The sequence below is a fragment of the Variovorax sp. GW821-FHT06D12 genome, from assembly GCF_059419205.1.
Genome location: NZ_JBWKRI010000006.1, coordinates 322052 through 346647, shown reverse-complemented (window position 1 = coordinate 346647; position 24596 = coordinate 322052). Strand labels below are relative to the sequence as shown.

Annotated in this window: 20 protein-coding genes; 11 read left to right on the top strand and 9 right to left on the bottom strand. The window is 66.6% G+C overall.

From position 1 onward, the window contains the following. Nucleotides 1-2: 2 nt before the first annotated feature. The gene (gene glnE / locus AC07SQ_RS20585; protein WP_495272688.1) at nucleotides 3-2798 is read left to right on the top strand and encodes a bifunctional [glutamate--ammonia ligase]-adenylyl-L-tyrosine phosphorylase/[glutamate--ammonia-ligase] adenylyltransferase; all 2796 of its coding nucleotides are present in this window, start codon (nucleotides 3-5) and stop codon (nucleotides 2796-2798) included. Then, entirely contained in the window at nucleotides 2791-3912 is a 1122-nt protein-coding gene (locus tag AC07SQ_RS20580) for a septal ring lytic transglycosylase RlpA family protein (protein WP_495272687.1), read from the top strand. The genes glnE and AC07SQ_RS20580 overlap by 8 nt, the downstream gene beginning before the upstream one ends. Before the next feature lie 3 nt (nucleotides 3913-3915). Here the strand turns inward: AC07SQ_RS20580 and AC07SQ_RS20575 are convergent, their stop codons facing one another. The 3 genes from AC07SQ_RS20575 to AC07SQ_RS20565 all read right to left on the bottom strand — a co-directional run bounded on the left by AC07SQ_RS20575 (nucleotide 3916) and on the right by AC07SQ_RS20565 (nucleotide 6333). Beyond that, on the bottom strand, nucleotides 3916-4383 hold the full coding sequence (locus AC07SQ_RS20575) for a carboxymuconolactone decarboxylase family protein (protein ID WP_062475252.1): 468 nt from the start codon (nucleotides 4381-4383) through the stop codon (nucleotides 3916-3918). 104 nt (nucleotides 4384-4487) lie between these two features. Continuing rightward, nucleotides 4488-5378 carry an RNA polymerase sigma-70 factor gene (locus AC07SQ_RS20570; protein ID WP_495272686.1) on the bottom strand — a complete coding sequence of 297 codons (891 nt, stop codon included), beginning with the start codon at nucleotides 5376-5378 and terminating at the stop codon, nucleotides 4488-4490. Between the two features lie 97 nt (nucleotides 5379-5475). Then, nucleotides 5476-6333 (bottom strand): ferritin family protein, encoded by an 858-nt coding sequence (locus tag AC07SQ_RS20565; RefSeq protein WP_062475258.1) that lies wholly within the window; start codon nucleotides 6331-6333, stop codon nucleotides 5476-5478. Between the two features lie 129 nt (nucleotides 6334-6462). Here AC07SQ_RS20565 and AC07SQ_RS20560 point away from each other — a divergent pair, with 129 nt between their 5' ends. Beyond that, the gene (locus tag AC07SQ_RS20560; RefSeq protein ID WP_070063272.1) at nucleotides 6463-7092 is read left to right on the top strand and encodes a glutathione peroxidase; all 630 of its coding nucleotides are present in this window, start codon (nucleotides 6463-6465) and stop codon (nucleotides 7090-7092) included. A gap of 331 nt (nucleotides 7093-7423) precedes the next feature. Here AC07SQ_RS20560 and AC07SQ_RS20555 read toward each other — a convergent pair whose 3' ends face one another. After that, nucleotides 7424-8035 carry a glutathione S-transferase N-terminal domain-containing protein gene (locus AC07SQ_RS20555; RefSeq protein ID WP_062475264.1) on the bottom strand — a complete coding sequence of 204 codons (612 nt, stop codon included), beginning with the start codon at nucleotides 8033-8035 and terminating at the stop codon, nucleotides 7424-7426. Between the two features lie 119 nt (nucleotides 8036-8154). Here AC07SQ_RS20555 and purB point away from each other — a divergent pair, with 119 nt between their 5' ends. The 4 genes from purB to AC07SQ_RS20535 all read left to right on the top strand — a co-directional run bounded on the left by purB (nucleotide 8155) and on the right by AC07SQ_RS20535 (nucleotide 13602). Continuing rightward, nucleotides 8155-9534: an adenylosuccinate lyase gene (gene purB, locus AC07SQ_RS20550; RefSeq protein WP_095950454.1), complete on the top strand. Its 1380-nt coding sequence runs from the start codon at nucleotides 8155-8157 to the stop codon at nucleotides 9532-9534. 143 nt (nucleotides 9535-9677) lie between these two features. Next, nucleotides 9678-10802 (top strand): PepSY-associated TM helix domain-containing protein, encoded by a 1125-nt coding sequence (locus tag AC07SQ_RS20545; RefSeq protein WP_495272685.1) that lies wholly within the window; start codon nucleotides 9678-9680, stop codon nucleotides 10800-10802. 54 nt (nucleotides 10803-10856) lie between these two features. Continuing rightward, entirely contained in the window at nucleotides 10857-13007 is a 2151-nt protein-coding gene (locus tag AC07SQ_RS20540) for a TonB-dependent receptor family protein (protein WP_495272684.1), read from the top strand. A gap of 34 nt (nucleotides 13008-13041) precedes the next feature. After that, a complete protein-coding gene (locus AC07SQ_RS20535; protein ID WP_159279170.1) occupies nucleotides 13042-13602 on the top strand; it encodes a YaeQ family protein in 561 nt (186 codons plus the stop codon). 13 nt (nucleotides 13603-13615) lie between these two features. Here the strand turns inward: AC07SQ_RS20535 and AC07SQ_RS20530 are convergent, their stop codons facing one another. Further along, the gene (locus AC07SQ_RS20530) at nucleotides 13616-13921 is read right to left on the bottom strand and encodes a putative signal transducing protein (protein ID WP_095747296.1); all 306 of its coding nucleotides are present in this window, start codon (nucleotides 13919-13921) and stop codon (nucleotides 13616-13618) included. Nucleotides 13922-13923: 2 nt separating this feature from the next. Then, nucleotides 13924-14388, bottom strand: coding sequence for a DUF3717 domain-containing protein (locus AC07SQ_RS20525; RefSeq protein ID WP_095747297.1), 465 nt, complete (start codon nucleotides 14386-14388; stop codon nucleotides 13924-13926). A gap of 507 nt (nucleotides 14389-14895) precedes the next feature. Between AC07SQ_RS20525 and AC07SQ_RS20520 the strand changes: the two genes are divergently transcribed. The 3 genes from AC07SQ_RS20520 (at nucleotide 14896) to AC07SQ_RS20510 (ending at nucleotide 16647) form a co-directional block, all read left to right on the top strand. After that, nucleotides 14896-15630 (top strand): TerC family protein, encoded by a 735-nt coding sequence (locus AC07SQ_RS20520; protein WP_062475282.1) that lies wholly within the window; start codon nucleotides 14896-14898, stop codon nucleotides 15628-15630. 86 nt (nucleotides 15631-15716) lie between these two features. Beyond that, on the top strand, nucleotides 15717-16181 hold the full coding sequence (locus AC07SQ_RS20515) for a hypothetical protein (RefSeq protein WP_070063278.1): 465 nt from the start codon (nucleotides 15717-15719) through the stop codon (nucleotides 16179-16181). Nucleotides 16182-16290: 109 nt separating this feature from the next. Beyond that, nucleotides 16291-16647 (top strand): phage holin family protein, encoded by a 357-nt coding sequence (locus AC07SQ_RS20510; protein ID WP_095747298.1) that lies wholly within the window; start codon nucleotides 16291-16293, stop codon nucleotides 16645-16647. Nucleotides 16648-16668: 21 nt separating this feature from the next. Here AC07SQ_RS20510 and AC07SQ_RS20505 read toward each other — a convergent pair whose 3' ends face one another. Next, complete coding sequence (locus AC07SQ_RS20505) at nucleotides 16669-18240, bottom strand: M48 family metalloprotease (protein WP_495272683.1); 1572 nt, start codon at nucleotides 18238-18240, stop codon at nucleotides 16669-16671. A 54-nt stretch (nucleotides 18241-18294) separates the two neighbouring features. Here AC07SQ_RS20505 and moaC point away from each other — a divergent pair, with 54 nt between their 5' ends. Next, nucleotides 18295-18783, top strand: a complete 489-nt coding sequence (gene moaC / locus AC07SQ_RS20500; RefSeq protein ID WP_062475294.1) for a cyclic pyranopterin monophosphate synthase MoaC — start codon at nucleotides 18295-18297, stop codon at nucleotides 18781-18783. A gap of 10 nt (nucleotides 18784-18793) precedes the next feature. On the opposite strand, the gene AC07SQ_RS20495 is transcribed toward moaC, so the two are convergent. Continuing rightward, nucleotides 18794-20500, bottom strand: a complete 1707-nt coding sequence (locus AC07SQ_RS20495; RefSeq protein WP_495272682.1) for a PglL family O-oligosaccharyltransferase — start codon at nucleotides 20498-20500, stop codon at nucleotides 18794-18796. Between the two features lie 107 nt (nucleotides 20501-20607). Continuing rightward, nucleotides 20608-24510: a pilus assembly protein gene (locus tag AC07SQ_RS20490; RefSeq protein WP_495272681.1), complete on the bottom strand. Its 3903-nt coding sequence runs from the start codon at nucleotides 24508-24510 to the stop codon at nucleotides 20608-20610. Nucleotides 24511-24596: the final 86 nt, after the last annotated feature.

Here is a 24596-nt window from a genome sequence, read left to right as displayed (position 1 = left end):
TTATGACCGCCAGCCTTGAGCCGGGTTCCGCGCCAACCCACACCAGTGTGAATCAGTTGCCATCCAATCCGACGCCTCCCGCGTTTTCTTCCAGTTCCCGATTCGTCCAGCGGCTGCGCCGCCGCTATGCGGCCGAGCTCGAATTGCTGCCGCCCGGCGAGCCCCGGCGCGAATCGATGACCGTCGCCTACGACGCCCTGCGCGCACGCGGCGTGGCCGTGGGCGATGCATTGCGCATCGTGCGCCAGCTCACGATGGAACGTCTGGTCACACTCGACTGCGACCAGCAGGCCCCGCTCGCGGTGGTGACCACCGCCGTGACCGAGCTGGCCGAACTGGCCCTGGACATCGCCTGCCAGGACGCCTGCCATGAACTCGACGCCCAGCACGGCGCGCCGCTCGGCCCCGAAGGCCAGCGCTCGCAGCTGTGGGTGATCGGCATGGGCAAGCTCGGCGCGCGCGAGCTCAACGTGTCCAGCGACATCGACCTCATCTACCTGTACGACGTCGACGGCGACACGGCCGGCGATGCCGACGGGCGCGGCAAGCTGTCCAACCAGGAGTACTTCGCGCGGGCCGTGAAGCGCATCTATGCGCTGGTGGGCGACGTGACCGAGCACGGCTTCGTGTTCCGCGTCGACCTGGCGCTGCGGCCCAACGGCAACTCGGGGCCGAGCGTGGTCTCGCTCGACGCGCTCGAAGAGTATTTCCAGGTGCAGGGCCGCGAATGGGAGCGCTTTGCCTGGATGAAGAGCCGCGTGGTCGCGCCGCGCGCCGTGGTGCTCGACGGCCAGGCCCAGGCGCTACGCAACGTGGTGCTGCCCTTCGTGTTCCGCCGTTATCTCGACTACAGCGTGTTCGACTCGCTGCGCATCCTGCACCGCCAGATCCGCGAACAGTCGGCGCGCCGCAGCGCCGGACGCCCCGAGCGCGCCAACGACGTGAAGCTCTCGCGCGGCGGCATCCGCGAAATCGAATTCACCGTGCAGCTGCTGCAGGTGGTGCGCGGCGGCCAGTTTCCCGAGCTGCGCACGCGCCCCACGCTCGACGCGCTGCAGCGGCTGGCGCGCGCCAACCTCATGCCGCAGGACACGGCCGACACGCTGGCCGCGGCCTACGAGTTCCTGCGCCGCGTGGAGCACCGCATCCAGTACCTGGACGACCAGCAGACCCACGTGCTGCCGGTCAACGACGACGACCTGCGCTGGATCGCACAGTCGATGGGTTATGCCGACTGCTGCCCCTTCCTCGAACAGCTCGACACGCACCGCGAGTTCGTGGCCCAGGAATTCGACAAGCTGCTGGGCGGCGAGAAGCCCTGCAACGGCAAGTGCAACGGCAAGAAGGCCGCCGCGCCCGCCGACCTGGCCGACCTGCTCGACGACCTGCCGCCCGTGTTCGCCGAGCGCATCCGCGACTGGTGCGAGACGCCGCGCGTGCTTGCCCTGCGCGAGGAAACCCGGGGCCGCCTGCGCCAACTGGTGCAACGCACCGGCCAGTGGCTGAAGGAGCCCGACGGCGAGGGCGCGGGACAGACGCCGCGCCACGTCGATGCCGCCATGCGCTGGGCCGACTGGATCGAGCCGCTGATGCGCCGCGAGAGCTACCTGGCGCTGCTGGTCGAACGCCCCGCCGTGCAGGAACGCCTGCTGCGCCTGCTGGGCGCCGCGAAATGGCCGGCGCGCTACCTCATGCAGCACCCGGGCGTGATCGACGAGCTCGCGAGCGACGAGATGCTTTCGGGCCGCTTCATCGCCGAGGAATTCGAGCGCGAGCTCGAAGCGCGCCACACCTCGCTCACCCGCACCGGCGAAGCCGACGAAGAGCGTTTGCTGAACCTGCTGCGCCACGCCCACCACGCCGAGGTGTTCCGCACGCTGGCGCGCGACGTGGACGGCCGCATCACCGTCGAGCAGGTGGCCGACGACCTGAGCGCGCTGGCCGACACCACGCTGCGCGTGACCGCCCGCTGGTGCTGGCCGCACGTGCGCAACCGGCACCGCGAGGTGCCGCAGTTCGCGATCATCGGCTACGGAAAACTGGGCGGCAAAGAACTCGGCTACGGCAGCGACCTGGACATCGTGTTCGTCTACGACGACGACGACGAACGCGCCGGCGAGGTCTATGCGGCCTACGTGCGCAAGCTCATCAACTGGCTCACGGTGAAGACGCGCGAGGGCGACCTGTTCGAGATCGACACCGCACTGCGGCCCAACGGCAACTCGGGCCTGCTCACCACCAGCTTCGAGGCCTACGAAAAGTACCAGCTCGGTCGCGGCAGCAACACCGCATGGACCTGGGAGCACCAGGCCATGACGCGCGCGCGCTTCGTGCTGGGCAGCGCCGACCACGGCGCCGAGCTGGGCGCGCGCTTCGACCAGGTGCGCGAAGCCGTGCTGGTGGCGCCGCGCGACCGCGAGGCGCTGAAGGCCGAGATCATCGGCATGCGCAACAAGCTGCGCGGCGCCCGCCCCGTGAAGGCCGACCGCTTCGACGTGAAGCACAGCCCCGGCGGCATGGTCGATGCCGAGTTCGCGGTGCAGTTCCTGGTGCTGTCGGCCTCGGGCGCGCACCCCGAGCTGATTCCCAACCTGGGCAACATCGCGCTGCTGCTGCGCGCCGAACAGGCCGGGCTGCTGCCCGAAGGCGTGGGCCGCAACGCCGCCACCGCCTACCGCGAGCTGCGCCGCGTGCAGCACACCGCACGCCTGAACGAAGAGCCCACGCAGGTCACGCCGCCCGCCCTGAGCGCCGAGCGCGACGCCATGCTGGCCTTGTGGAAGGCGGTCTTTGGCTGACCGCGCCCTCGCCTCCCGCGCGCTGACGGCCTGCGCCCTGGCCGCCGCGCTCGTGCTGGCCGGCTGTGCCAGCGGACCGCGCAGCAGTGGCGGCGGCGTCGCCAGTGGCCGCGACGGCCCCGGCAGCAACATCCCGTCCGACCTCGACCGCGTGCCCGACGCCGAACCCCGCATCGAGACGATCCGCAGCAGCGGCGGCACCAGCAAACCGTACACGGTGCTGGGCCGGGGCTACGTGCCGATCACCGACGACCGGCCGTTCCGCGAATCGGGCATCGCCTCGTGGTACGGCCGCAAGTTCCATGCGGCCTCCACCGCCAGCGGCGAGCCCTACGACATGTACGCCATGACGGCCGCGCACAAGACGCTGCCGCTGCCGAGCTACGTACGGGTGCGCAACCCGGCCAACGGGCGCGAGGTGATCGTGCGCGTGAACGACCGCGGCCCCTTCGTGGACGGCCGCGTGATCGACCTGAGCTACACGGCGGCGCTGAAGCTCGACCTGCTGCGCGGCGTGGCGCCGGTGGAGATCGAGCGCATCACCAACGAAGACATCCGCACCGGCGCCTGGCGCCGCGATGCGGGCACGGCCTATGCCGCGGCGCCTGCGCCGGCGCCGGCCCCCGCGCCCGTCCGGGTGGCGGCGGCGCCGGTGGCCGTGCCGTCGGCCTGGGTGGCGCCGGTCGCGATGACGGCCGCTGCAGCCCCCGCCGCGACGATGCCCGTGGCACCGCAAACGCCGGTGATGGCCGCGGCGCCGTCGGAACCCGAAGCACCGGCCGGGCCGCGTGAAGCAATGGTGGTGACCGACCTTGCGCCGCTGGCCCCGCTCGCCGCACCTGCCACGTCATCGGCGCCATCGACGCCCTCTTCCGCTGCCGCCGGTTTCTGGGTGCAGCTCGGCGCTTTCCGCGAACGCGACGGCGCCGAGACGCTAAGAAGCCAGGCCGCGCGCGGCCTGCCCACGCTGGCACCGCAGCTGCGCGTGTTCAGCGAAGCCGGCACGCACCGCCTGCAGGCCGGGCCGTTCCCGTCGCGCAATGCGGCGGGCGAGGCCGTCACGCAGCTGCGCGACAACCTGCGCATCGCGCCGATGGTGGTCGAGCGGCGCTGAGGTTCAGGGCATCGCCTTGGCCACGACCTGCGAACGCAGGCCCACACCGAGGCGGTTCCAGGCATTGATCTGCGCCACGGCGAGCGAGAGCTCGACGATTTCCTGGTCGCTGAACACGGCCTTCAGGGCTTCGAACTCGGCATCGCGATCGGCGTGGTGGTCGGCCAGGCGCGTGAGCGTTTCGGCCCAGTCCAGCGCGGCGCGCTCGCGTTCGTTGAACAGGCTCACCTCGCGCCAGGTGGCCAGGCTGTTGATGCGCTGCCAGTCTTCGCCCTGCACGCGCAGGTCGCGCACGTGCATGTCCAGGCAGTAGGCGCAGCCGTTGATCTGCGAGACGCGGGCAAAGACGAGGTCGATCAGCACCTTGCCGAGCGTGCTCGACTCGAAGCTGCCGTTGACGGCGATCATGGCCTGGAAGGACTTGGGGGCGAACTTGGTCCAGGCGAGACGGAGGGCGGGGGCTTGGCTCATGAGATGTACTCCAGGGTGGTTGAAGGAAAACAGCGAAATTTGCTTGCTACACCCTGAAGACGCGCCAGCCACCGGCCCTGTGACAGGCCGCGCGAATTTTTTCTTCAAGCGCCCCGTTTGGCCGCGAACAGCTGCGCGATGCGCGCCAGCTTGTCGGGGTTGCGCTGGGCGCGGATGCGCACGATGCGCTCGCCCTCGATCTCGAAGGTCTGGGCCGATTCGAGTTCGCCGTCGAGAAAACGCAGCATCCCGGGCTCGCCGTTGAGCTCGACCAGCTCCATGCGCACGCCCGCGCCCATGCGGCGCCAGAGCGAGAAGTACAGCTGCGCCAGCCGCTGGCTGCCGCGCAGGATCTTGCTGAAGGTCTGCACCTTGCCGCCGCCGTCGCCGATGAGTTCGACGTCTTCGGCCATCAGCGCCTTCAGGTCCTGCATGCTGCCGCGCGCGGCGGCGTCGGCGAAGGCGCGCAGCAGGCGCTGGTGGGTCTCGCGCGAGACCTGGAAGCGCGGGCGGGCCTCCTGCACCTGGGCCTTGGCGCGGTGCACCAGCTGGCGGCAGGCGGCCTCGCTCTTGCCCAGGGTCTGGGCGATCTCGTCGTAGTCGGCGTCGAACACCTCGCGCATGAGGAAGGCGGCGCGCGCCTCGGGCGCGAGGCGCTCGAGCACGGCCAGGAAGGCGACGGAGATGTTGTCGGCGCGCGCTAGCGTTTCCTCGGGCGTGTCGGGCGACCCGGTGAGGGTGGGCTCGGGCATCCACGGGCCGATGTAGTGCTCGCGCTGGACCTTGGCGCTGCGCAGCCGGTCGATCGACAGGCGCGTGACGACGGTCACGAGCCAGGCTTCGGCGCTGTCGAAACTGGCCTTGTCGGCTTCATGCCAGCGCAGCCAGGCGTCCTGCACCACCTCTTCGGCCTCGGCCACGGAGCCGAGCATGCGGTAGGCGATGCCCTGGAGGCGGCGGCGGTGGCTGTCGAAGGTGAGGGTCGGGTCGTCCATGCCCGATTAGACGTTCGAGGCCGGCGGGCTGTGACAGCCGGCGCCCAAAAAAAATCGCCCCGGCATGCGGGGCGATTCTTTGGATCTTGGGAGCGGCTCAGGCGCCCTGGTATTCGGGCTTGGGGCCCAGCGTGGCCGAGACTTCCTTGCGGTAGCGGTTCAGCTCCTGCACGGTCTTGAAGCTGCGGTTCATCAACAGGCTCAGGTTGTGCAGGATGCGCTCGCCGACCTTGGTTTCCCAGCCGGCGTCGAACTTGATCTGCTTGTCCAGCCAGTGCTCGAGCCAGTCGGGGTCGGGCATGCGGCTCTGGATGGTGTCGTTCGGGAACAGCGCCTTGTTCACGTGCAGGTTGGTCGGGTGCAGCGCCTGGGCGGTGCGGCGCGCGCTGGCCATCAGCACGCCGACCTTGGTGAAGGCGGCACGGGCTTCGTCGCCGAACTTTTCCATGGCGCGCTTCATGTAGCGCAGGTAGGCGCCGCCGTGACGAGCTTCGTCCTGGCTCAGCGTGGTGTAGATGTGCTTGATGACCGGCTCGGTGTGCCACTGGGCGGCGCGGCGGTACCAGTGGTTCAGGCGGATCTCGCCGCAGAAGTGCAGCATGAGGGTTTCGAGCGGGGGCGCCGGGTCGAAGTCGAAGCGCACCTCGTGCAGTTCCTGCTCGGTGGGCGCGTGCTGCGGGCTGAAGCGCTTCAGGTACTCCATGAGCACCAGCGAGTGCTTCTGCTCTTCGAAGAACCAGATCGACATGAACGCCGAAAAGTCGCTATCGTGCCGGTTGTCGCGCAGGAACATCTCGGTGGCCGGGAGCGCCGACCACTCGGTGATGGCATTCATCTTGATGGTCTGCGCCTGCTCTTCAGTCAGCAAGGAAGCGTCGAACGACTGCCAGGGGATGTCCTTGTCCATGTCCCAGCGGACGGATTCGAGTTGTCTGAAGAGTTCCGGGTAGAGCATCAAAGTCTTTCAATGGCCGCCGATTTTAGTCGGGCCGTTTGGCGCGCCCGTGACAGACGCGCGATGATGTGCTTGCGCGCGCGCCCGCGCCATAGATGCACACCCCCCTTTTCGATCCAGGAGCCCGTCATGCGAACCCCCGCCCGATTGTCGATGCTGCGACGTTGCGCCACGGCCTTTTCCCTCGTGGCGGGCCTGTCCGCCGCCCTGTCGGCGGGTGCCCAGACGGCCCCCGCCGCCCCTGCCGCACCCGCGGTGGGCGGCGCCGCCGGGTGCCCGGCGATCCTGCAGCACAGCTTCCCGCGGCTGCAGGATGAAAAGCCCCAAAACCTGTGCCAGTACTCCGGGAAAGTGGTCCTGGTGGTCAACACGGCCAGTTTTTGCGGCTTCACCCCGCAGTACAAGGGGCTGGAGGCGCTGGACATGAAGTACCGCGCCCGCGGCCTGGTGGTGCTGGGCTTCCCGTCGAACGATTTCTCCCAGGAATCGGGCTCCAACAAGGAAATCGCCGATTTCTGCGAAAGCACCTTCGGCGTGAAATTCCCGATGTTCGCCAAGTCGTCGGTGCGCGGCACCGACGCCAACCCGCTGTTCAAGCAGCTCGCACAGGCCTCGGGCACGACGCCGAAGTGGAACTTCTACAAGTACCTGATCGGGCGCGACGGCAAGGTGGTGCAGGCGTGGTCGAGCATGACGGCGCCCGACGAGAACGGCTTCATCCAGGTGATCGAGAAACAGCTCGGCCCCAGCGGCGACTGACCGGCCCTGCAATGTGAACTTTGAGTCACAAACGTTTACCACTCGAACGGGAACCGTGCGGCGGAGCCGCGCTCATACTTGAGCGTGGGCGGCCAAGGCCCACAGGTTTTCATGTTGCGAGGTCTTCCGGGCGCCTGCCGTCCGGTTGAAATCCCGAGGCGATTCTTCTCCTCCTCCCTCCCTCCCTCCTTCGTGTCGGGGCGCCTCGCAGCATTTTTGTCTTCCCGCCGACAGCGGGGCCCGCGATGACGCAGCGCCCCCCTCGGCCTTCCCGCATGCGGTGGCCCGAACGGCCCCAAGAAAAAAGCGCCCCGCGGGGCGCTTTGTCGTTTCAGGGCTGGGTGTCGATGAAGCTCGGCCGCAGCATGAGCTTGTCGTACAACTTGGCCAGGTTGGCGTGGTCGCCGCGCCAGTCGATCTCGGGAAAACGCAGCCCCAGCCAGCCCAGTGCGCAGCCGACCGCGATGTCGGACAGGCTCAGGTGGATGCCGCTGCAGAAGGGCTTGTCGCCCAGGCCCTTGGCCATGGCGGCCACGCCGGCCTGGACCTTGGCGCGCTGGCGCTCGATCCAGGCGGCGCTGCGCTCGGCGTCGGCGCGGCCGGTCCAGGTGGCTTCGAGGCGCCAGAGCACGCCGGCGTCCATGACGCCGTCGGCCAGCGCTTCCCAGGTCTTGACCTCGGCGCGCTCGCGGCTTTGCTGCGGAATGAGCTTGCCCACGGGCGACAGGGTGTCGATGTATTCGACGATGACGCGCGAGTCGAACATCGCCTCGCCGCCTTCCATGATCAGGCACGGCACCTTGCCCAGCGGATTCGAATGGGCGATCGTGGTGTCTGCGGACCAGACGTCTTCGATCACGAACTGGTAGTCGAGCCGCTTTTCGGCCAGCACCACGCGCACCTTGCGCACATACGGGCTGGCGGCGGATCCGATCAGTTTCATGAAGGCTCTCTCCCCATCGCTTGTTAACGTTTGTTCGCAGGCATTTTAGGTGAAGGGAAAAAGACAGCGCCCGAATTCCCCCGCGGCGCGGCCACCCGGCGGCCGCCTAAAATTCGGGCATGAGCTTTTCCACCGTCTCCGCCCTCTCCCCCCTTGACGGCCGCTATGCGGCCAAACTCGCGGCCTTGCGCCCGCTGATGAGCGAACAGGGCTATATGCACCGTCGCGTGCAGGTGGAGGTGGCCTGGTTCATCGCGCTGTCCGACTGCGGCTTTGCCGAGTTCAAGCCCCTCACGGGCGGCGCCCGCAAGTACCTGATGGGGCTGGTGTCGCACTTCTCCGAGGCCGACGCCCTGGCCATCAAGGACATCGAGAAGACCACCAACCACGACGTGAAGGCCGTCGAATACTGGATCAAGTCGAAGTTCGAGGCCCGGCCGGAGCTGCTGGCCGCCGCCGAGTTCGTGCACTTCGCCTGCACCAGCGAAGACATCAACAACACCAGCCACGCCCTGCAGATCCAGGCCGCGCGCGACACCGTGGTGCTGCCGGCCATCGACGGCCTGATCGCCAAGCTGCGCGAAATGGCACACCAGTTCGCCGACGTGTCGATGCTCTCGCGCACGCACGGCCAGACCGCCAGCCCGACCACCGTCGGCAAGGAAATCGCCAACGTGGCGGTGCGCCTGACCAAGGCCCGCGCGCAGATCGCCGCCGTGCAGCTGCTGGGCAAGATGAACGGCGCGGTCGGCAACTACAACGCCCACCTGGCCGCCTGGCCCGAGTTCGACTGGGAAGCCTTCAGCCGCAAGGTCGTCGAGACGCCCGCGCCGCTGGGCCTGGGCCTGAGCTTCCAGCCGTACAGCATCCAGATCGAGCCGCACGACTACATGGCCGAGCTGTTCGACGCCGTGGCGCGCGTCAACACGATCCTGGTCGACTTCTCGCGCGACATCTGGGGCTACGTGAGCCTGGGCTACTTCAAGCAGCGCCTGAAGAAGGGCGAGATCGGCTCCTCGACCATGCCGCACAAGGTCAACCCGATCGACTTCGAGAACGCCGAAGGCAACCTGGGCCTGGCCAACGCGGTGCTGCGCCACCTGAGCGAAAAGCTGCCCATCAGCCGCTGGCAGCGCGACCTGACCGACAGCACGGTGCTGCGCAACATCGGCGTGGCCTTCGGCTACGCCACGCTGGCTTACGCGAGCCTGGCCACCGGCCTGGGCAAGCTCGAGATCAACCAGGAAGCGCTGGCCGACGACCTCGAGGCCTCGTGGGAAGTGCTGGCCGAGCCGATCCAGACCGTGATGCGCCGCTTCGGCGTGCAGGGCGCCTACGAGCAGCTCAAGGAAGTCACGCGCGGCAAGACCGTGACGGCCGAGGCGCTGCACGGGCTGATCCGCTCGCTGGCCATTCCCGAGGAAGAGAAGACCCGCCTCCTGGCCATGACGCCCGCCAGCTACACCGGCAAGGCGGCCGAGCTGGCCCGTAGAATTTAGGCTTCCCCCGCGACGATCCGCCGGCCCGTGCCGCCCACGGCCGGCGAGCCTCGTTCGCCCACCGATACCTCCCAGCCAACGTGCCCTGTGCAGGGCACGTCAGCCGACAACCCTGACGGGACGCCCCGACGTCCCCGTTGTTCATGCGGCGCGCCCCACTGAGACGCCTCTGGCTCACGCTCCACCGATGGATCGGCCTCACGCTCGGGCCGCTGCTCGCCCTCACGGCGCTCCTGGGCGCCCTGCTGGTGGTGGCGCTGCCGCTCGACCGCGCAGCGCATCCTGAGCTCTTCGTCGCGCACAGCAACAGCAGTGCGGCTCCGGCGCCGCTGGAGCCCCTGCGCCAGCGCCTGCTCGCCGAGTTCGGCCCCGACACCAACTTCACGCTGCGCCCGCCGCGCCAGCCCGGCGACACGCTCTGGGTGCTGGTGCGCGGCCCGTGGGACGGCACGCTCTACCTCGACCCCGCCACCGGCGCCGAACAGGGCCGCCGCGGCACGCACGAAGGCGCCTACAACCTGCTGTTCGAGCTGCACAGCAGCCTGCTGCTGGAAGACACGGGCAAGGGCATCCTCGCCATCGCCGCGCTGGCGTACCTGTTCCTGCTGGTCACCGGCGTGGTGCTGTGGTGGCCGGCGCGCTGGCCGCCCTCGCTGCGCATCGTGCTGGACCGCGGCCTGCTGCGCGGGCTGTTCGACCTGCACCGCACCGGCGGCGCCGTGCTCGGGCTGCTGATCGCAGTGTCGGTCTTCACCGGCGCCTACATGGCCTGGCGACCGCTGGGCGGCTTCATCTCGACCGCGCTCGGGCAAACACCTGCCAAGGCGCCCGGGGTGCCCAAGGGCACCGCCACCGGCCCGCGCCTGCCGCTCGACGCGCTCGTCGCCCGCGCGCAGGCCGTGTTCCCCGGCCAGCCCATCGGCTACGTGCAGGTGCCCGGCCGCGCGGACCGGCCGCTGCGCGTGCGCTTCCGGCTCGCCGACGACCCGCACCCGAACGGCATCGGCTCGGTGTGGGTGCACCCGGTCACGGGCGAGCTGCTCGGCGTGCGCCGCTGGCAGGACATGGACACCGGCAACGGCGCGGTGGCCGTGATCTACCCGCTGCACACCGGCGTGCTCGGCGGCGTGGTGCACCAGGCGGTCACCGCGCTGCTGGGCCTGGCGCTGGCCGGCCTCGGCCTGAGCGGCGTGTGGCTCTGGTGGCGCCGGCGTGCCGTGGCTGCGGCCGCGCGCAGCCAGCCGCTGTCCCGCGGCACGGCGCCCTGAACGACACACACCCCATCCCTTCATCCATCACAAATACATCGAGGAGGACTCCCCTTGTTCCCGCACAAAAAGACCGCCATCGCCCTGGCCCTGCTGCCCCTGAGCCTGCACAGCTTCGCGGCCGACGCCGAGCCGTCGAAGTCGCTCGAGGCCATCACCGTCACCGGCGACTGGCTCGGCACGCCCACCGAGACCAAGGTGCTCGAGCACGCCGGCGCGCGCAGCATCGTGGAGCGCCAGCAGATCCAGGAAAGCGGCTCGGCCAGCGTGCGCGACGTGCTGCGCCAGGTGCCCGGCGTGCAGGTGCAGGAGAGCAACGGCACCGGCGGCAGCGACATCTCGCTCAACGTGGGCGTGCGCGGCCTGACCTCGCGGCTGTCGCCGCGCTCGACCGTGTTGCTGGACGGCGTGCCGCTGGCCTACGCGCCCTACGGCCAGCCACAGCTGTCGCTGGCACCGGTGTCGCTGGGCAGCCTCGAGGCGGTCGACGTGGTGCGCGGCGCGGGCTCGGTGCGCTACGGCCCCCAGAACGTGGGCGGCATCATCAACTTCGTGACGCGCTCGATCCCGAAGCAGTTCGCGGGCGAAGTCGGCGTGGGCGTCGAGAGCGCCAGCCACGGCGGCGGCACCAAGAGCACGCCCAGCCTGTTCATCGGCGGCACCAACGAGAACGGCCTGGGCCTGGCGCTGCTGTACTCGGGCACGCACGGCGACGGCTTTCGCCAGAGCAACGACAAGACCCGCATCGACGACCTGATGCTCAAGGGCGCCTACCGAATCTCGAAGACCGACGACATCGCAATCTCGCTGCACCACTTCGAAGGCAAGGGGCGCATGCCCGGCGGCCTGACGACGGCGCAGTTCGCGGCCAACCCGTTCCAGTCGGACCGCCCCTACGACGAGTTCACGGGCCGCCGCACCGACGGCTCGCTCAAGTACACGCACAACGACGGCGTGAACAAGTTCGAGATGCTGACCTACTACACGGACTCGTACCGCAGCAGCTACCTCGAGCAGGAAGGCACGGGCGCCAACGCCAACCGCCGCCGCCTGACCACCGCGCCGCGCAACTACAAGACCTACGCCTTCGAGCCCCGCTACTCGCGCCTGATCGACTCGGGCAGCGTGGTGCAGGAAATCAGCATCGGCGCGCGCTACCTGAAGGAAGAGGCCTCCGAGGTGGCCACGCGCAGCAGCTACTACCGGCCGGCGCCGGGCTTCGACGCCTACGCGCTCGCGCAGCCGGCGTACCAGACCAGCAAGGGCGGCACGACCGCGCACGCGTTCTACATCGACGACCGCATCGACTTCGGCAACTGGACGGTCACGCCCGGCGTGCGCTACGAGTCCTTCCGCTCGCACAACGACGTGTTCACGGTGGCCAACAACCGCATCACCAACGCGATCTACCCGAAGATCGATTCCAACGAGGTGCTGCCCACGCTGTCGGTGCTCTACCGCATGAGCGAGCGCTGGACGCTGTTCGCCAATGCCGGCGTGTCGTTCGGGCCGCAGCAGTACGCCCAGCTCGCGCAGTCGACCACCAGCCTGCATCCCGAGAAGGCCAAGACCTACGAGATCGGCACCAAGTACAAGGGCGAATCGTGGAGCGGCGAGCTGACGCTGTTCAACATCAACTTCGACAAGGAGCTGCAACTGGCGCGCTCCATCACCGGCGACGTCGGCCAGTGGACCGACCTGGGCGCCACGCGCCACCGCGGGCTGGAGTCGGCGCTGCGCTACGACCTGGGCAGCCTGAGCGACGCGCTCAAGGGGCTGTCTGTGTCGGGCACCTACACGTACACGCAGGCCACCTCGAAGGCCGGCGTGTTCGCGGGGCGCGACCTGCCCTTCTACTCGCGCCATGTCGCGACGATCGGCGCGCGCTACGAGCGCGGGCCGTGGACGCTCAACGCCGACCTCTACGCGCAATCCAAGCAGCGTTCGCCGGGCTCGCCGGACGACGGCGCGAAGTACATCACCGTGGAAGACCCGAGCGGGCGGCTGGGCGACATCCCGGGCTACGGCGCGGTGAACCTGCGCGCGGCCTACGACTTCGGCCCCTCGCTGAGCCACCTGAAGCTGGCTGTGGGCGTGAAGAACCTGTTCGACCGCCGCTACTACAACCGTTCGGTCGACAACAACGGCGGCAAGTACGTGGGCCAGCCGCGCACGGTGTACCTGCAGGCGTCGCTGGCGTTCTGAGGCCGAAGGGGCGCGCGCATACACTCGCGCACCCATGGCTCTCAAATCCACCATCTTCAAGGCCACCCTCGCGGTGGCCGACATCGACCACGGCTACTACGCCGACCATGCGCTGACCCTGGCGCGCCACCCCAGCGAGACCGACGAGCGGATGATGATCCGGCTGGTCGCGCTCGCGCTCAACGCGCACCAGCTGCAGGACATCTGCAACGGCGATGGCACGCTGGCCTTCGGCGCGGGCCTGTCGAACGTCGAGGAACCCGACGTGTGGCTGCGCGACTTCACGGGCCAGACCAAGATCTGGATCGAGGTCGGCCAACCGGAAGACAAGCCCATCATCAAGGCCTGCGGCAAGGCCGACGAGGTGATCGTCTACTGCTTCAACCACGCGGCCGAGATCTGGTGGCGCGGCATCGAGAGCAAGCTCACGCGGCCGCAGAACCTGAAGGTCTACCGCGTGCCCACCGAGGCCTCGCAGGCGCTCGCCAGGCTGGCGCAGCGCAGCATGCAGCTGCAGGCGACGATCCAGGAAAGCACGCTGACGCTGGGCGACGGCGTGAACAGCATCGACGTCGAGCTGCTCAAGTGGAAGTAAAGAGCCCGGGCGGCTAGGCCGCCGGCATCATCTCGCCGCACTGCCAGCACTGCTCGAAACCGCCTTCGACCTGCTCGCCACACACGCACAGCCAGCTGCGTTGCGGGCGGTTCTGCAGCTCGTGCAGCAGGCGCTTCGCGAGTTCGTACTGCGATTCGTCGTCGATCCAGATCTCGGGCAGGCACTGGTCGGGCGGCAGCTGGCCCATGACCGCGCCGAGGAATTCGCGCTGCACCGTCGCGGCCACGCCCTCCTCGCACAAGGCGTGCGCCCACACGGTCGCGATCGCGAGGTTGGGGGCTTGCGCGAGGCGGCGCATGGTCAGGGGGCCCAGTGCTTCTCGTCGTCCGGGTCGAACTCGGGCTGCGCGGCGGTGGGCTCGGCTTCGCGTGCGCGCTCGGCATAGCGGTTGAAGCGCCAGGCCGAGTCTTCCATGGTGATGCGGCGCCAGGTGACGCGCTTCTCGACCGGCGTCATGGCCGGCCAGTACTGCACCTCGTCGAAGCTGCGGCCGCAGCCCTTGCACTCGTCGTCGCCCTGGCTGGTCGAGCAGATCGCGATGCAGGGCGTGTCGGGCGTGCTGTGGTACCAGTCGAGCCAGGCGGCCCAGGCCTTGGCGGGAAAGCCGACCTCGTCGACCTCGTCTTCGTGGTGGAAGACCATGAGCGCGTAGACCTCGGCCAGCGCGCGCAGCTCGGGCGCCAGCGTGATGCCGTCGGGCGAGGGAGACTTCTCGCGCCAGTGGTTGATGGCGGCCTCGATGTCGGTGATGTGGATGGCGGCCATGGAGAGTGAAAAAACAGCGAGCGGCGATCATAGTCCCGCAATGTCCCGCTCCTTCTTAGGGCCATAGTCGCTCCCAAAAATGGAGCATCCAATGCCCACTGCATGCGCCCCTCCGGACATTTGCCCTCAAATGTAAAGAAAACTTTTGATTGCCTCGGCGCGGTCTTCAATGCTCTAATCCCGCCCACGAAGGGGAGTAGCTCCCGATCGCTGTCCCCGGGCAGCGTGAATCGTCAGGTCGTCAATACGAAGCACAACACTTCCGGCCTGTCGGGCGACACACGCGCGGACGCAGGTCGGCGCGCTTGCTGTTGTCGAGCGAGACCTTCGATTTGAACCTGCGCAGGTTTGGTCGAAGCGTTCGCAAGTCCCCGGTGTCACCCGGCCTTCGCTCCCCCGCTTTCGACCGCACCCGCGCAGGGTGAATCGAAACGCATCGGCATGCCGCTGCCCGTCGTGGTCCCCATCAGGGAGCTGCGGGCGTGGCGCCAAGACAAAGAGGAATCTATGGAACAGTTCATGGCCCCGGAATTCTGGGTCGCGGTCGGTCAGATCATCATGATCGACATTCTTTTGGGCGGCGACAACGCCGTCGTCATCGCGCTGGCCTGCCGCAAGCTGCCGCCCGCGCAACGCACCCAGGGCATCCTGTGGGGTACCGCCGGCGCCATCGTGCTGCGCGTGATCCTGATCTTCTTCGCGCTCACGCTGCTCGCGATTCCGTTCCTGAAGCTGGTGGGCGCGATCCTGCTGCTGTGGATCGGCGTGAAACTGCTGGCCCCCGACCATGACGACGCGCACGGCAACATCGCCGGCAGCGACCGCCTCTGGGGCGCCGTGAAGACCGTGATCGTGGCCGACCTGGTCATGAGCGTGGACAACGTGATCGCCATCGCCGGTGCCGCACAAGGCGCGGGCGACGGCCACCAGATGCCGCTGGTGATCTTCGGCCTGCTCGTGAGCATCCCGATCATCGTCTGGGGCAGCCAGCTGGTCATCAAGCTGATGGACCGCTTCCCGATGATCATCACGCTGGGCGGCATGCTGCTGGGCTGGATCGCCGGCACGATGGCCGTGTCCGACCCGGCCCTGGCGAATCCCGCCAACTGGACCTGGGTGCCGAAGGTGCCGCAGACCGACACCATCAAGTACGCCGCCGGCATCATCGGTGCGCTGCTGGTGCTGGCGATCGGCAAGTGGGTGGCTTCGCGCAAGCCGGCCCCCGCCACCCCGGCCCACTGAGCGTTCGTTGAACGATAAACGCCCCGCACTGAAACTTCTTGCATCAATCCGGTCTCTGTCACTCTAACTATCAAAGGAGAGCACTCATGGAAAAGATCATTCTTTACGTCGACGACGCCGTCTATGCCAGCGAGCAGTTCGCCGAACTGGCGCCGGATGCCGACAACGTCGTGGCGCGCCATTGGGTGCTCGTGGCCTGCGCGCCGCGCATGACACACCGGATCAGCAAGTGGGTGAGCCACAGCGCGCGCGAGAACTGGCGCGCCAAGTGGTTCAGCAAGGTGCAGGCGCAGATGCTGCCGCTGCTCGAACGCAACGGCGGCCAAGTGACGGCGGTGCTGGCCAAGGGCCCGCTGACCGACCTGACGCAGCAACTCAAGCGCGAGCACGCGGCCACTCACGTGGTCGATGCGCGCCGCCCGAAGATCGGCGTCGACCTGGAACCGGTCACGCCCGACCAGACCCCGGCCAAGCAATCGGGCTGGGCCTTTCCCGGCGCCGTGATGGGCATGGGCGCGCTGCTGGTGCTAGCCAACGAACTGGCCGAGTAAGCCCGGGGCGGGGCCACACGCCCGGCCCTCCCGAACCGACACAAGCCCCGCTGCGGCAACGCAGCGGGGCTTGTTCTTTTGTGCGGGCCCGTGGGGTATCCTGCGGCGCATGCGCATCCTCCTCAAATGGCTGCTCAGCGCCGTCGCGCTGCTCGCGGTCGCCTACCTCTACAGCGGCGTCCAGGTCCAGAGTTTCGGTTCGGCGCTGCTCGCGGCGGCCGTGATCGGCCTGCTCAACATGGTCGTGCGGCCGGTGCTGGTGATCCTGACGCTGCCGGTCACCATCGTCACGCTCGGGTTGTTCCTGTTCGTGATCAACGCCCTGCTGTTCTGGGCCGCCTCGGGCCTGCTCGGCGGCTTCCATGTGAACGGCTTCCTCGCCGCGCTGCTGGGCTCGCTGATCTACTCGCTGCTCGGGCTGCTTATCGAGAGCGCGCTGGGCGGGCTGCTGTCCTCCCGGCGCTGAGCGCCGCTCCTCGATGCTTCACTACTTCAGCGGCGGCTCCTCGGCCTGCTGCTTGACCAGCACGTCGACGGCGCGCGCGCGCGTGTCGATGATCGAAGCCTCGTAGTGGTCGATGGGCGCGCCCGACTTGCGGACCAGCTCCTGCGCCGCCTTGAAGCGATCGCGCGCCGCCGGGTAGTCGAGGATCGCCACGTTGGCCTCGGCATCGGCACGAATGGCGCGCAGCGTGTCGTTCTGCGCGCCGTACAGATTGGCCAGCGTGCGCCAGGCCGTGGCGTCCCGCGGATGAACGGCCACCCAGTCGCGCAGCACGGGCACCATCGGCGCGGGCTGGCGCTGGGCGATCGCGGCTTCGGCTGCGAGGATCATCTCGGGCCGCTCCTTCGACTTGGCGTCGAGCAGCGCCGCCGCGCGAGAGGCGCCACCGGCCGCGAGCTCGATCTCCGCCTGCAGCCAGCGCGCCTGCTTGGATGCGGCCGCATCGTCGGCCGTGCGGGCCACGAGCCGCTCGGCCAGTGCGCGCGCCGCCTTGAAATCGCGCAGCTCCTTGGCCGCCATCGCCGCCGCGTAGAGCGTGCCCGCCTGCTGGGCCGGTGAACTGCCCGCGAACTCGCCGCTCGACGCCGCATTGACCCACAGCCGCAGCACATCGACGCCCGGGCGCGTCAGCACGCGGGCGCGCGAGGCGACCATGGCGTGGTCCATGACCAGCGGCACCGTCGGCGGTGCCGCTTCGGCACGGAACTGGAACCGGCCCTGCATGTCCGAGATGCGCTCGGTCGTCAGCGGGTGGCTGCGCAGGTAGGGGTACGAGCCGTTGTCGTTCAGGCGCGAGGCGTACTGCAGCTTCTCGAACATCGCCGCGGCGCCCTGCGGCGCAAAGCCCGCCTGCGTCATCACGCCGAAGCCGATGCGGTCGGCCTCGCGCTCCATGTCGCGCGAGAAGCTCAGCTGGTTCTGCATGAACAGCGCTTGGCTGCCCATGATCACGGCCTGGCCGGCGTCGGAGTTGCGGCTCTTGCTGGCCGCGATCATCCCGAGGATCAGGCCGGCGATCATCAAGGGCATCTGCTTGCCCTGCTTGCTCATGATGCGCGAGATGTGGCGCTGCGTGACGTGCGACAGCTCGTGCCCGAGCACCGTCGCCAACTCGTCGCGGCTGCCGACCGCGGCCAGCAGCCCCAGGTTCAGCCCGAGGTAGCCGCCCGGCAGCGCGAAGGCGTTGATGTTGCGGTCGCGCCCCAGCAGGATGGTCCAGGCGAAGCGCTCGTCGAGTTCGGGCGTGAGCTCGCCGCGCGCGCGCGCGGCGGCCAGCAGGCGCTGCCAGATGTCCTGCACGTAGGCGGCGATCACCGGGTCGTCGATGTAGTCGGTGTCGCGGTACAGCTCGCGCACGATCTGGTCGCCCAGCCGGCGCTCGGCACTGGCCGTCATCTCGCCGCCGTCACCGAGGCCCGGCAGGATCTGCTGCACCTGCGCCAGCGCGGGGGCCGGCAGCAGCACCTGGGAAGCTATCAAAAAAGTAGCGCACACCGCATGCCGGAGGGGCGTCGGGCGGGTTTTCTTGTGGGGAGAGGGAGTCAAGCGCGGCATTCCTCGTCTGTGGCTCGGGCTCGTATGATGCATCTTCAAAACGAACGTTCACCGATGAGCACCCTCACCCATTTTGACGCCCAGGGCCAGGCCCACATGGTCGACGTGGCGGCCAAGCCCGCCACCCACCGCGTGGCCGTGGCCACCGGCCGCATCGAGATGCAGCCCGCGACGCTGGCGCTGATCGAATCGGGCACCGCCAAGAAGGGCGACGTGCTGGGCATCGCGCGCATCGCCGGCATCCAGGCTGCCAAGAAGACCAGCGACCTGATCCCGCTGTGCCACCCGCTGGCGCTGACCCGCGTGGCCGTGGCCTTCGCGCTCGCCGAGGGCGGCCAGGCGCCGCAGGTGGCCTGCACCGCGACCGTCGAGACCGTCGGCCCGACCGGCGTGGAAATGGAAGCCCTGACCGCCGTGCAGGTCGCGCTGCTCACCATCTACGACATGTGCAAGGCCGTCGACCGCGGGATGCGGATCACCGACGTGCATGTGCTGGAGAAGCACGGCGGGAAGTCGGGGAGCTACGTCGCGACGGCGGGCTGAAATCCAGCGGCTACAGCTCGGGCGCGTCGTCCGGTCGGTTGTCCAGCCAGCGGGCGAACGCGGCCGGAAACGCCACCCGGAAGCGCTCGGCCCATGCATGCGCCTCGGCATCGCGGCCCAGCAACTCGGCGCTTTCGATCAACTTCACGATGACGCGCGGCTCGGGCGAAAAATGCAGCACGCGCCCGGCCAGGTCGTGCATGTGCGCGGCATTCACCGGCGTGACGGCTGTCAGCGTCACCTCGGCAAAATCCACCTGGCGTGAAAACAGCCACGAGCCCTGGAGCTTGGCGAGCGTGTCGTCGCGGTAGGCCGGCATGCGGGCGTCGCGCGGCAGGTAGATCTGGCTGATGCGGGTGTAGTCCCAGGCGGCGTAGCCAATGACGACGACCCAGGCCGCGGCGGCTGCGAACGCGGCGAGCTTTCTGCTGTTCGCGTTCGTGCGCTTGGGCGATGCCGGCCACAGGATGCCGAGGCACAGGCCGAACACCAGCTGGAACGGGCCGTACCAGAGCGGGTACTCGAGCAGGCTGTGCACGAGGATGACGCCGAGCAGGCCCCACGCCATCAGCCGCAAGGGGTCGCGCTCGCGCCACGGCTTCGCCGCACCCACCATCCACAGAAAGCCCCCGCAGATCAACAGCGCCGCCGGAATGCCCAGCTCGACCGCGAGGTGCAGCGGCAGGTTGTGGGCGTTGTCGAGGGTCACGGGGAAACGCGGGCCGCTGTACAGCGTGGCGAAGTGCGCGAAGCTGAGCTCGCCCCAGCCCCAGCCGGTGAGGGGGCGCTGGGCGATCAGGGTGAGAGCGTTCTGCCAGAGGACGATGCGGCTGTCGGTGGTGACGGCGGCGGGTTGCAGGCGGTGGAGCATGCCGGTGCCGGAAACCGCAGTGCCGGCACTGGCCAGGTACGGCAACAGCCAATGAAATGCGGCATACAAGGGGATCGCGCCGAGCAGGACCCACGGCGCAGGAAGACCGAAACGCTCGCTCTGCGAGCCTCCTTGCGACTTGCGGCGCTCCCGCCATGCCATGACGGCGGCGATGCCGGCGATCAACAGCAATTCCAGCAAGCCCGTGCGGGACACTGACGCCGCCACGGCTGCAACCAGCAGAACGGCGGCGACACCCAACGCCCAGTCGGCGCATCGAGATCGCCGCGACGCATACAGCCATAACGCCGCGACCAAGGCCAGGTTGATCAGCGTCGCGAACTGGTTGCGCTGGCGAAGATTCCCCCAGGCACGTCCTTCGGAGGGAGAGGTGGTCAGGTGACCAAGAAACTCCGCCCAGCCGTAGTACTGGAGCAGGCCAAGGACCGCGGTCAGCGAGCCTGCGACGAGCAGGCCCACCGCCACTGAACGGGCATGCGGCCCTTGACCGCTGACCGCCCCCGCGCCAATAGAGGCTGCAGCGCCTATTCCCACGAACACGCCCAATGTGGGCCACAGGATCGCGGTGACTCGGCCCGCGTCTGACAGCACGACGAAGAACGCACTTGCGGCCAACCAGATCCACATCTTTCGTTGCAGAGGGGCTGTTGGCATCAGCACCAGCAGTCCTGCAAGGCATGCCCCTGTGACGAACGACTGCCAGGTATTGACTGAGGGTCCCGCGACCAGCGGGCTCAAGAAAGGGAATGCCACCAGCCCCGCAAGCACCACGAGACTTGCGCGGTCGGCCACAGGTGCGGGGGCGCGGGCAATGTCAACGGTCATCCGTTGACATTGTGCCCTTGGCCCGAATTTCCGAACGGCGGCCCGGTCGGGCCAGAGAGCAACGCCCGACAACCCTGCCGGCGACAGCTCGCCGTACCGTCAGGATCTCAGAACGGTGGCGAAACCACCGGCCTCCAGGCGCGGCGCCAGACCTTGGGCGCCGAGCAGCCGTCACCGGCCTTCTGCGTGCCGCCCACCCCGGTCAGATAGCCAGTTTCGTTGGTGCAATCGACATCGGGCCTCAGGTCCGGCCGGCCTTCGTTCGGCTGGCCGATCATGTTGCGCGAACTCACGTTGCCACGCGTGAAGCCACCAGCAGGAATGGAGACGATCGAATAGAAATCGAAGCTGCCATTGGAATCGACGTCGAAGGAATACTTGTTCTTGCCCGTCAGCGCGTCGAGCACGTAAATGATGTTGGGCAGGCTGCCAGTGGCCGTGCAGGACTCGAGGCCCAGGTCCTTACTCTCGGGCAGAAAAGACGTGATCATCACGCTGCTGCCCAGGTTGGCCAGGTCGCCCACAACGCGTTCACCATTGGCCATGGCCCCGGTGTAGTTGATCACCCCCAGATTCAGCAGCCACCCCTTCTTGGTTTTCCAGTCCACGGGATTGGCACTGACCTGGTAGAAATTCTTGCCGTTCTCGATGCCGGTTCCCAGTTTCGCCGACCCCGTGTCGATGGTTTGCGCCACCAGATCCGTGAGCACGACCTTGTTGAAGCCCGCCTTGTCGTTGCCCCCGATCGGCGTCTGGTCCCAGATGCCGTAGATGGCCTGCTTCGTGGCCGGCGTCTTCAGATCGTCTTCGTCGAGCAGGATGCCCGTGCCCACCACCACGATAGCGCCGCACTGCGAGGTGGTGCTGTACGTGCAGGCACTCGCGTCGCCAGGATGGACCTGCCATGTCGGTGCGGCGTAAATGGGCTGTGTCTTGCCACCCGGCGTGGTGAACAACGGCCGGTCATAGGACACCACAAACTTCGAGCTTCGCAGGTCGAAACGCCACAGATTGCCGTTGGCGTCGCCGGCGTAGGCGGCCACGATCTTGCGGGTGGTGTCTCGCACGGCGACCACACCGCCCAGACCGCGGTTGCCGTCGGTGACGTCGTTGCCAAATGCCGCCGGCAGCGGGATGAACTTCTTTAGCTTGCCGGTGAGCGCCTCCACCACGTACAGGCCGACCTGCTTGCCTGTCGCCGGATAGTGCCCGCTGCCCGTCAGCATGACCCAGGTGCCATCGTCCAATTGGCCCGCGGCGGGGTTGTTGGTCACGTTGGCCAGATCACCATATCCCGTGGTCTTGTTGTCCAGTTCCCAGAGAAAGTGATCTTTGGTCGGCGTCCGGTTGCCCGCGTTCATGGGCGACTCCAGACCGTACATGAAGCTGCCTGCCCGGCCGCCCGTGCCCAGCACCAGTTGACGCCAGGCAACTCCGCCTGCGGGGGTGAGGTTGTTCTTGTCGTACACGTCATGCTCCACCAGTGGCCCGTCCAAGGTGTAGCGGAAGCGGAAATTCGAGTTGGCCAGATCGATCTGCGAAGCCATGGCTCCTTTGGGCATGAACTCGGCCAACTCCGTGCCAGCGGGGATACCTGACAGGGTGGTGTCGGTCTTGGCGGCGTTCAGTACGTGGACCTTGCCGTTGTTGGTAGCGGCAAAGATGGTTGGAGGCAGCGATGTCTTGTTGCCCTTGTAGGTGGCATAGGTATCCTTGCCATCGACCGATCCGTAGATGTTGTAGCCCATGTCGATGCGTCCGCCAACGAACACCGGAGGCGAATTGACCGAGGCACCGATCGGCTGCTTGCGCGAGCGATAGACGGTGTTGTTGATGTCCTTCTGCGGGTCTTCACCCAGCAAATAGCGGATGAAGCTGCTGTCGGTCTTCTGCAGGCTGTTTGCGTTGAGCAGCGCGTTGAAATCGGCGGGCAGACTGCTCAGCGTTGTGTTGTAGTTCAACTCCACGCGCTTGGCGGCCGATTTGCTGGGGACGTTGGCGTCGTAGTCCGACAAGGAGAAAATCTTCCGACTCGTCAGGGCCGGCATCTTGGCATTGGCGGACCAAGCGGGGACTGCCTTGCCAGATGCATCCACATCCAGATTACCACCATTGGCATTCAGCCGAAATGCCTTGATATCACCGCTGTTGTCCGCGGTCTGATATTCAGTCGTGTATTTGTACTGGTTTTCAAGTGTCTGAAATTCACTGCTGTTTCCGGAAACCGCGACACCGGCATCGTTGCCGGAACCCACCATACTGCTCAAAGCACTGTCGAGTGCCTGTCGAACATCTTCACCGGAATAAACGCTGTAGGAGCGACCTCCACCCGTGAAGCCCGCCCGGATAAAATCATTCACTCGCAACGAATCGTCGACGTATTTACTGTCCAAATCGACATCTGAATTGCCATCGGCCCATTTGGGTCGCGTCACCGTCAGACCGCCCAACCAATCATTATTGTATTTGGTTATTTGATCCCATTTCAACCCACCAGATACTCCCGCATCTCCGGAGGGGGTCAAGCCCCAGCCAATGGTGAACGTCGTCATGTTTTGCCAGAACGTGGGATTGTGCTGACCATCGATAGGCGGCACATTGTTGGCCAAAGAAGAAAAATCCGTATCCCAAAAATAGCGCGCCGTCAGATCTGCAAATCCTTTGCTGCTAATTCCTCCGTCTGTATAGGGAATGTAGAGATTTCGAGCCGCCAATTTCTTTTCTAGGACGTTGCTGTTGGCATCAGCAGCGCCTTGCGGCCTGTATTGAAGCGCGGCCGAGTTACCCATGGGCGTGCCACTGAAATTTGTTCTCGTCGTGCTGGCGTATTTGGTGTCCGCATTGGCCGAGGTCTCCGCGTTCCACGCTCCATCGGACAAAACAATCGAATAAGACCGGCGGCAACTCAAATCTTCAGTACTGTTTACGGCAGATGTGCTGGCAGGGTCATTTTTCCAAGGATTTCCGTAAGTGGACCTCACATCGCCATTGTAATAGTTGGCCGCCAAGATCAATGCGTTGTGACTCGGCGTCCCTCCTGCAGGAATAACGCCATAAATCCAATCATAAAACTCACTCTTCGACTTGACCCCAGAGGTTCCCGTGTCATCTTTGAAATAACGGGCTCCACGAACAATATTGCTCGCAGTACCATAATTTTTGGCGCTGGTGTTTGTGAAATTATATTGCGTATAGCCAACGCGAAATTTGTTATCGTAATTTTTCATCGCCTGTCCGACAGCCGTTCCCACTGCCAGCACGCGATTTCTGTACCACTGGTACCAATTCAGGACATTTGCCAACTCCAAATCCCTGGTGCAGGTCGTAGCATTTGGCCCGCAGTCTGTTCGTTTATGGCTGGCTGGCAAATTGATGGACGTTGCATCGGATGGATAAGTTAAATCAACGGTGACGCGAGTTGAGCAACTTGAATTGGTGCATCGCACGTAGGAAAATTTCGCTCCACTGGGAACTGACCCTGTATAAACGCTGTAGTAGGGAACATAGACTCCCGAATTGAGCCGACCGAATCGATCAATCCCCCACTTGTACCCAACACTCGGCGTGTCGATATAAAACTGTCCCGTCGATTGGTTATCGACAAAAACAGGAGGATTGGCAACTGTGATTGCAGTGCCCGTAGCATTAATTCTGGGAAGATATGTCGTGGCGGGGTTGTAATATTGGGTATTGACATCGCTTGATCGCATGCGATACCACGCATAACCACAACTCTGGCCCTTGCAATCGTCGTCCATTGAATACCCTTCCTGGTATTCAAATCCCATGGACCCGGAGTTATCCAATACGAACATCACATTGGGCTTTGCACCCGGTACCGCGCTGTACAACGGCGCTTGGCTGGGCGTACTGGCAGCGAGCGCGTCACTCGTGGCCAAGGTTGCCGAAACCCAGGCAGCGACAAAGCCCATGGTCGTCAGCAGCAGGCGCCATCGTGCACGCTTGGCTGTCGCCGGTGTCGAAACGAGTGCTTGGAGAGTGGCTTTCATGCTGTCTTCCCTGTGAATCAGAGGGGTCTCATGGGCGTTCATACGTGTCCAGTCGGCCGTGCATATCCGGACGGTGCGAGAGGTTC